Genomic DNA, 8,753 nt, shown 5'->3' with positions numbered 1-8,753 from the left:
TGGGCGATAGAAAAATTTTAAAATTAAGTGAAGTGGTGCATGCAACAGGTATCAATCGCAATACGCTCACAAGTATGTATTATGACCGCGCTGTACGTATTGAATTACCAGTCGCCGATAAGTTGTGTAAGTACTTTAACTGTACGATGAATGATTTGTTTGAGTATAAGGAAGAAGTTGAAGAAAAGGATTAACCAATACTTCGGTTGATAAGTTTTCGCTACAGATCTCATGCTAAATTTTGTAAAATATAAGTAAAAACAAGTATTTATTTCATTATTTTTATAATAGAATCAATCGAATGATAGAGGTATTTTTCTTATACCTTAATTAATCTGAATCGCGGATAAGAAATTAACTTCAAAAAAGGCGACTGAAAACCATTAGGGAGATATCATAGAACCTATACTATCAGCCACCATGTTTGATTTTACATCTTTCTTTTACATCATCGAGGCTTTGTTGCACAAAGATTAAAAAAAGTTAAGACTTCTCATATCTAGTCAAATTTAAGTGACAACTCGGGTATGTGGTCTCCCTAAGTCCGTAAATTTATTTAATACTGCCATACGTGCATGAGTCTCATTGACTTGGCTTTGAAAATTTCTCGCACTGAGTTTATCCCCCAATAATTTGATACAATGCATCTTGGTTTCAACCAAACTTCGCCGATGATAGCCTGACCATTTCTTCCAAATAGTTCTTCCTAAACGCTTAACTGTTCGAAGCAACTCATTCCGTTCTAGCGAGCCCATCTTTTTATCTTTCCATGGCTTCGCATTATTTCTTGGTGGAATCACTGCTTGTGCTTGCCGATCCGCAATGACGTGACGGCACAGCTTGGTATCATAAGATCCATCGGTATATACGGAATACAGTTGTTCATCTTGTGGAATCTGATCGAATAAATCACCAAGCACCTGTGAATCACTCACATTGTTGGTTGTGAGCTGAACTGCCCGTATTTGAAGTGTTTCAGCATATACCAATATGAAGTTTGCGCCATTGTCGACGATATTCAGGCTGATGTTTCTTTCGTTTTCATTCACCCTCACATAAGAATTTCAGACCTGTAGAGTCAACGAGTAGATGCAGTCCATCACAACTTTTTTGATAGCTAATGGCAATATCAATATGCTGTTGTCGTCTACAAATTGTAGTGTAGTCTGGTGCTATCCAATCTAGACTACACAGATGGATGAGACTTTGAACAAAGCCAGCGACCATGCGTAAAGACAATTGAAAGAGAGATTTAATCATTAAGCAGCATTGGATCGCTGCGTCGGAGTAAGTTTGATTTCGTCCTTGTTTGCCTTTTGATGGAGCATACCATTGCGTAGCAGGATCAAACCAAATGGCAATATTTCCACGATTAATGAGTGCTCGGTTATATGAAGACCAATTGGTTACACGATAAATTTTAGGTGTAGGCTTATTCATTTGAAAATTATATTGTGGAATAAGCCTTTAGAGATAGGTTTGTGCAACAAAGCCATGTAAAAGTAAGCTGCTATAGCTTACTTTTATTCAAAAAAATCAGAAATTGAGTTTAACACTCACCCCAGCAACCCAAGCATCATCAATCTCTTTTGAACCATAAGGTTGATACACATATTGCAGGTTCGGGCGAATCATGACAGCAGGTGAGTAGTTGTAGGTATAATTCAGTTCTGTATCAATTTCATCATCGCGGTTGCTGTTCGCCGCAACTTTGTCATTAAATTTATAACGCCCCACACCAAAACCAATCTGATCCATAGGACGAGCATCAAATGCACCCTTATACCAGAATGCAACTTGTTGCGTGTCGGAAATCGAGGCTGTTGAGTCATTGTTAAAGGTTAAGTTGACAGTGCCGTATAAACCACGGTTAGAGTTTTCTGCACGGGCAGTGAGTTGCTGCTGTGCATTCAACCAGATGCCAGACTTAGGATCTTTCCCGTCTGAACCATCAATTGTTGCATAGTCTTCACTGCTCCAGAATCCACCAAGTTTATATTCACCCGTTAACTGATTTATTTTCTTGGTTTTCCACGCCAATTCAACTGGAATAAGCACACCTTTTGCCTGATCAGTACTCAAATTGAAATTTGCATTATCCTTTTCTTCAGTATTTTCAGGATTATTTTCATAGACCCCAGCACCAACTGTCCATTCAGGCGAAAGTTTGTATTTCATATTGGCTGCCCAGCCACTTACAGGACCGTTATACCAAACATCCCCCTGAGCCTTGCCTATTTGTCCGCCACATAAAATCAAGCTTTGGAATTCACAATGTGAGCTGTTGAAATCTTCAGCCATGCCCATTCGACCAAGTTTCACTTGCAGGGTGTTGTCCATAAAACCTGTTTTTACCCAAGCCTGTGTTAAGCGCCAAATTGTGCCACGACCATAAATTTCAGTAGGACTACCTTTCATCCCAATATCACTAGCTAAGTTTCGACCATCACGCTTGGTCACAGTAATCGCTGCTGTTGTATCTTTCCAACCCGCAATTTTATTCAAGTCAAAATTGGCGCCTAAAGTAACTTGGTCAGCATTACGGGTAGGATGACTATCTGTTTTGCCACCATCGATTAGAGTCGCCGTTTGGTTCATCAAAGACAAATTAAACTTATAACCTTGATCTTCTAGTTGTTGACGATTTCCACCCCAATCACCAAATAACCATTGACGGTCTTGAGACCAAGGCTCATTGGCATAAATACTTGAACTAAAAATAGAAATACAAGAAAAAAACAGTACTGATTTTTTTGAAGCGGAGAGGTGTAACATGTTCATTATGCTGATCCTTTGCATAAAAATTCATTTTTTAAGACACAAGACGGGAGTGGAAAGCCTCAATGACTCCCGCGTAAATTATGTGTAATTGATTAAGTGAGAATGCCGCGCACGGCATTCAGAAGAAAGCTTTACGATGGTTGTTGTACTTTGTCTAATTGAGTAGGTGCGGTTTGTTTTTTCATGACCAGATACATACTGATGACCACCACACAGCCAATCGCAAAGAGTACGGCGTCAAAGTTATATAGATGCAGCGGCGCCACGCCTGCATCAAGAAAATACCCTGCGCCAAGCGGAGATAAAATACCCCCTAAACGACCCATCGTGATGGCAGAGCCTACGCCAGTAGCACGGATTTCTGTGTCATAGGTGCTATTCGCCAGTGCGTACATACCCGCAACACAGCCATTGTTGAAAACACCCACGAATACAGCCACCCACATTGCGTGCATATAGTTCCCCGAATTGATCACGAATATACCAATACACACTGCCGTAAGGGCAAAGAATGAAGACAAGACATAGTGAATTTTGAAACGTACAGTCAGGATTGCCATCATGATTGCACCGAAAATACCGCCAAAGTTTAAGATAATCCCTAAACTTACCCCTTGTTCTGGAGACATACCTGCCATAGACAACAGTTTAGGTGTCCACGTTAAGATAAAGTATTGACCTGCCATAACCGAGAAGAATGCGATCCAGACAAACAACGTGCGGGCTTTTAATTGACCTTTAAATAAACTAGAGATTGACACTTTTCCTGCTTGAATTTCTTGAGCTGCTGGAAAGGCTTGAATCGTACTGATCTTAAACTTCGCAAGCGTTTTATTCACCTTGTCGAGTGAATCTGGATTGCGTTTAATCAATTGATATTCAACTGATTCAGGTAAGACAAAATATACCAGAACGAGAACTGAAAGCGTAAAGATGCCGCCGTACATAAAGACACTACGCCAACCCGTGGTACCAATTAAGCGGAAGGCAATCATACCGCCTAAAACTGCACCTAATGCATACCCTGTGGAAAGGAGTGCGACAGACAGATTCTTCCAACGTGGTGTAGAAAATTCATTTGCCATTACTGCACCATTGGTGAGTAATCCACCAATACCCAAGCCAGTCACAAAACGTAAGAAACCAAGTTGATAAGGACTAGCAACTTGGCTACTGACCAGCATGGTCAGACCAGAAAGTAACAAACAGGACAAAATGATGGTACGGCGCCCAACTTTGTCGGCAATCGGTGCAATAAATAATGAACCAAAGGCCATGCCAAGAAGACCAAGACTGATCAAAATACCTAAAAATGATCCTGAAAGTGCCCATTCCTTAGACACAGAAGTTGCCGTAAAAGACATGACCTGTACATCGTAACCATCGACGATATTTAACAAAATACAGAGTGCCACCAGTGACCAGCGGTAACCATTCATGGGTTTTGTCTTTAATTCGTTGAATATATCCATATTTTTTATTCCATTCATTTGGACGAATATTTAGCAAAACAACTTCATGGCGCTAGAAAATACCATTTTACAGACCATGAAATGTATTGATTTAAAAAAAGGGATAAATGTAATCGTTCAATTTATCCTGTGATCTTAAGGAGTAAAGCTTTCACTATGCCAAGTGAAAGCGAATTACCGTATTCATTACATGCTGATATTTTTATTCTTCTTCGGCAGGAAAAGATAATTCGTTTCACTCGGAATGGTATGATTTTTATTTATATTGGTAGCTGATTTATTCTGCATAAGAGCATTAAGCTAACAATCTGATATTTAAAATAAACAATCCGCTTTCACTATGTTATTTTCGTTCAAAATAGACATCAATTAGGTTAAATCTTAAGTACAAGTTAGCCACATCTAAATCATAATTTAATGAAGCTCTGTGGAAACACAAACATTTTGAATACTTTCAATCAGTGCTTTACTGGCTGCAGATTGAATACTATTTTTGCGGGAAATAATACCAATTTGACGTGAGGTATATTGCAGATCAAAAGGGAGTTTCTTGATTAAGCCTTGATCCAATTCGTATTTCATTTGCTGTTCAGATACTACCGCAATCATATTGGATTGTAGCAGTAGACCTCGAGTCAGTGCCAAATCTCCTGTTTCTATAGTTGGTTCAGGCGGAGTCAAATTTAGATTGCGAAAATTATCTTCCATGAGTTGACGAGCAGGTGAATTTGCACGCGGTAGAATCCATTGCTGTTGTAGTAAGTCTTCGAACTGTATTTCTTTTTTCAATAGGGGATGTTTGTTCCGTACAACCATAAACATCTTTTCATCGAATAAAACCTGTGACTCTAAATCGGAAGATTGCTGTTGTGGGCGTAAGGCCCCGACAATAAAGTCGATATCACCAGAGCGCAACTGTGCCACCAAAGATTCATAGGCATTTTCAAAAGTTAGAAAGCGGACGGCTGGATATTTGCTTGCCAGTGAAGTGATGGCTTTAGGCAGCAGAAAAGTTCGTATTAACGGTAAAGCCCCAATACGAACAGTGCCTTGAAGTTTGCCAATAAAATTTGCTGTTTGATTGGGAAGGTCGTGAATGATATTTAAGCAGCGTTTGATGTTTTGTTGTATGTCATTGCAGATTGCAGTCGCTTTAATTCCGTTGGGTGTACGAATAAACAATTCGGTATTTAAGGCATCTTCGAGTAATTTAATCGCGGAACTGACTGCTGGTTGTGTGATATGCAGCAATGAGGCGGTATTTTTCATGCCTTTGGTTAGATAGAGCGTCGAGAAAATCTCTAAACGTCTGGTATTGTATAAAAAATACGGTTCATTTATCTGTGCATGTTGAGGCATATCCGGTTGATTATATGCATAGACCAATTCAGGAATACGCTGTAATTCCTCAATCGCATTTTTAATTGGTGTATGCAGGAATTTTCCAATCTCCGTTAAGATCACGCCATTGTGATGACGTTCAAAAAGTTCCACATTCAATTGCTTCTCTAAATCGCCAATTGCACGGGTAATCGCGGATTGTGTACGAAAAAGATGTTCGGCAGCTTTAGATATATTTTGAAATTCAGCAACGACCAAGAAGAATTTTAGTTGCATTAAATTAATAAGATTATGCGTGTTCTGGCACATAAAGATCCTTCTTCAAAATATAAATAAAACTCATATCAGTGCGGGATAAAGTCATTATCTTTTCGACTTTGTACATGTGAACATTTCGGTACAAAGGAGATTATTTATGAACGACAATACTTCCAACAAAGCAGGTTTAGTCATCAGTGCTCACTCGGCAGATTTTGTATGGCGTGCAGGTGGTGCAATTGCATTACACGTTGAGCGCGGCTACAAAATGCATATTGTCTGCCTGTCTTATGGTGAGCGCGGAGAATCTGCGAAGTTATGGCGTCAAACAGGGATGACCGAAGCAAAAGTAAAACAAGTGCGCGAACAAGAAGCACGTGCTGCAGCAGAAGCGCTCGGAGCTAGCATCGAATTCCTTGATTTGGGCGATTATCCATTGCCGAGCAATAACGACATTATTTTTAGATTAGCCGATATTTATCGTGAATTACAACCAAGTTTTGTGTTGAGCCATTCTTTACATGATCCGTATAACTACGATCATCCACGTGCCACACATTTAGCTCAGGAAGCTCGTATTATTGCGCAGGCGGAAGGGCATAACCCTGGTCAAAAAATTGTGGGTGCACCACCGTTTTACTGCTTCGAACCGCATCAGCCTGAACAATGTAACTGGAAACCTGACGTACTGTTAGACATTACCAGCGTTTGGGATAAAAAGTATGCCGCAATTCAATGTATGCAGGGTCAAGAACATTTATGGGAATACTACACCCGTGTAGCGTTACAACGCGGTGTGCAGGCTAAGCGCAATATTGGGATTACCAATGCCAAAAATATTGTATATGCCGAAGGCTATCAAAGTATCTTCCCACGTGTTACGGAGGATTTAGCGTGAGCTTAATTGGGCGTAAAGGCGTAGTCGTTCGTAATATTGATCGTGCAGATTTCGATACCGTCAAAACATTAGCAACCTATGGTGTTGCAACCGTACACGAAGCGCAAGGGCGTAAAGGTTTGCTTGCACCCCGTATTCGACCAATTCAGCAAGGCGTATCTATTGCTGGGTCAGCCGTGACACTCTCTGTTGCGCCAGGCGATAACTGGATGTTCCATGTTGCGGTCGAACAATGCCAACCTGGCGATATTATTGTTGTCGCACCAACTTCGCCATGTAGCGACGGATTCTTTGGTGACTTGCTCGCAACCTCGATGCAAGCACGTGGTGTGGTGGGCTTGGTTGGAGATATCGGCATACGTGATAGCCAAGTCTTACGCGATATGGGCTTTCATGTGTGGTCTAGCGCAGTGTATTCACAAGGTACGGTAAAAGAAACGCTCGGCTCTGTGAATGTCCCAATTGTCTGTGCCGATCAATTGATTAACCCAGGTGATGCAATTGTTGCCGATGATGATGGTGTTGTTGTTGTCGCACGTACACAAGTGGCTAAAATCCATGAACTGAGCCAAAAGCGCATGGATTTGGAAGAATCAAAACGAGTCCGTATGGCAAATGGTGAACTGGGCTTGGATATTTATGAAATGCGCCCGAGATTGGAAGAAAAAGGGCTGATTTATGTAGACTGTTTGGAAGATTTGGAAGATTAAACCATGCAAACAAAAATACGGTGCATGCTCATGCGGGGAGGAACCTCTAAAGGCGCATATTTTCTCGCATCTGATTTGCCACAAGATCCTGTATTACGCGATCAAGTGTTGCTTGCTGTCATGGGCTCACCCGATGTTCGTCAAATTGATGGGATTGGTGGAGGAGACTCTCTCACCAGCAAAATCGCCATCATTGGTGTATCGGACAGCACCGAAGCAGACATCCACTATCTGTTTGCACAAGTGAATGTTGATCAAGCCATTGTGGATTATGGACAGAACTGCGGCAATATTTTGGCTGGAGTAGCACCGTTTGCTTTAGAGCGTGGTTTGATTGAAGCAAAAGACCCGATTACCACGGTTCGGGTCTTTATGCAAAATACACAACAAGTAGCAGAAGTATTGGTGCAGACTCCAAATGCCGAAATAGAGTATGAAGGTGATACCGCGATTGATGGCGTTCCACATACGGCTGCTGAAATTGTTTTAAATTTTGAAAATATTGAAGGTTCAACTTGTGGTCGCTTACTGCCAACGGGACAGGCACAAGACATCATTTGTGATACGCCAGTCACCTGTATTGACTATGGCATGCCTGTCGTCCTGATTCGTGCATGTGATCTTGGTATTCAAGGTAATGAAAGCAATCAGGAATTGGATAGCAATATTCAATTGAAGCAACGCATTGAATCCATTCGTTTGATTGCGGGTCAGAAAATGAATTTGGGAGATGTCCGCTTAAAGACCATTCCTAAAATTTCAATTGTTTCCAAAGCATTATCGGGTGGTGCTATTAATACTCGCACCTTCATTCCGCATAAATGTCATGCTGCGATTGGCGTGTTTGGTGCAACCAGTGTTGCCACAGCATGCTTGATTGAAGGAACTGTAGCTGCTGATGTTGCCCAAACCACAAACGAGCTTGAGCAAAGACTCGAGATTGAGCATCCAACAGGGCGTTTTACGGTATTAATACAACGCGATCCTCAATATCAAATTATGGGTTGTGGTTTTATTCGAACGGCACGTGCGTTATTTGATGGCTACGTGATGATTCCTAAAACGGTTTGGTCGAATCGTTGAGTCATAAAACACGGCTAAAAATGGCAACCCATCGTTATTATGGATAACCATCATTTCATGAGTCTGTACTGGCAATGCCCATACATCTGCATTGCCAGAATCCAATGCTTCATTCAGTAAAAAAGAAGCTAGGACTAAAACAATCAAGGCTGAGTTTTCACACCCTTATCGATCAGCTAGTTAAATAGATATTTCCTAGCAATATAATTG

At 41.0% G+C, this 8,753-nt stretch carries 7 protein-coding genes and 1 pseudogene; 4 read left to right on the top strand and 4 right to left on the bottom strand.

The features are described from left to right. The coding region (locus tag GBI16_RS16800) for a helix-turn-helix transcriptional regulator (protein ID WP_151707508.1) at positions 1 to 194 on the top strand (194 nt) is incomplete at its 5' end. A 315-nt stretch (positions 195 to 509) separates the two neighbouring features. Here GBI16_RS16800 and GBI16_RS16795 read toward each other — a convergent pair. From GBI16_RS16795 to GBI16_RS16775, 4 genes and pseudogenes are all read right to left on the bottom strand, one after another. Further along, positions 510 to 1,440, bottom strand: a pseudogene (locus GBI16_RS16795) (IS5 family transposase). Between the two features lie 96 nt (positions 1,441 to 1,536). Next, complete coding sequence (locus tag GBI16_RS16785) at positions 1,537 to 2,781, bottom strand: carbohydrate porin (protein WP_373431943.1); 1,245 nt, start codon at positions 2,779 to 2,781, stop codon at positions 1,537 to 1,539. A gap of 131 nt (positions 2,782 to 2,912) precedes the next feature. Next, positions 2,913 to 4,253, bottom strand: coding sequence for an MFS transporter (locus GBI16_RS16780; RefSeq protein ID WP_151707507.1), 1,341 nt, complete (start codon positions 4,251 to 4,253; stop codon positions 2,913 to 2,915). A gap of 414 nt (positions 4,254 to 4,667) precedes the next feature. Next, positions 4,668 to 5,903, bottom strand: coding sequence for a LysR family transcriptional regulator (locus GBI16_RS16775; protein WP_151707506.1), 1,236 nt, complete (start codon positions 5,901 to 5,903; stop codon positions 4,668 to 4,670). 106 nt (positions 5,904 to 6,009) lie between these two features. On the opposite strand from GBI16_RS16775, the gene GBI16_RS16770 reads away from it, so the two are divergent. Genes GBI16_RS16770 through GBI16_RS16760 form a run of 3 tightly spaced genes read left to right on the top strand, consistent with a single transcriptional unit; the run spans position 6,010 to position 8,543 of the window. Then, entirely contained in the window at positions 6,010 to 6,750 is a 741-nt protein-coding gene (locus GBI16_RS16770; protein ID WP_120371320.1) for a PIG-L deacetylase family protein, read from the top strand. Continuing rightward, positions 6,747 to 7,460, top strand: a complete 714-nt coding sequence (locus tag GBI16_RS16765; protein ID WP_151707505.1) for a 4-carboxy-4-hydroxy-2-oxoadipate aldolase/oxaloacetate decarboxylase — start codon at positions 6,747 to 6,749, stop codon at positions 7,458 to 7,460. Before GBI16_RS16770 ends, GBI16_RS16765 begins: the two co-directional genes overlap by 4 nt. Before the next feature lie 3 nt (positions 7,461 to 7,463). Continuing rightward, positions 7,464 to 8,543, top strand: a complete 1,080-nt coding sequence (locus GBI16_RS16760) for a 4-oxalomesaconate tautomerase (RefSeq protein WP_004841933.1) — start codon at positions 7,464 to 7,466, stop codon at positions 8,541 to 8,543. The last annotated feature ends 210 nt before the right edge of the window (positions 8,544 to 8,753 follow it).

This window comes from Acinetobacter sp. TUM15064 (assembly GCF_008980265.1).
Lineage (GTDB): Bacteria > Pseudomonadota > Gammaproteobacteria > Pseudomonadales > Moraxellaceae > Acinetobacter.
The sequence above is the reverse complement of the archived record's forward strand: the minus strand, read 5'-3'. Positions and strand labels throughout refer to the sequence as shown.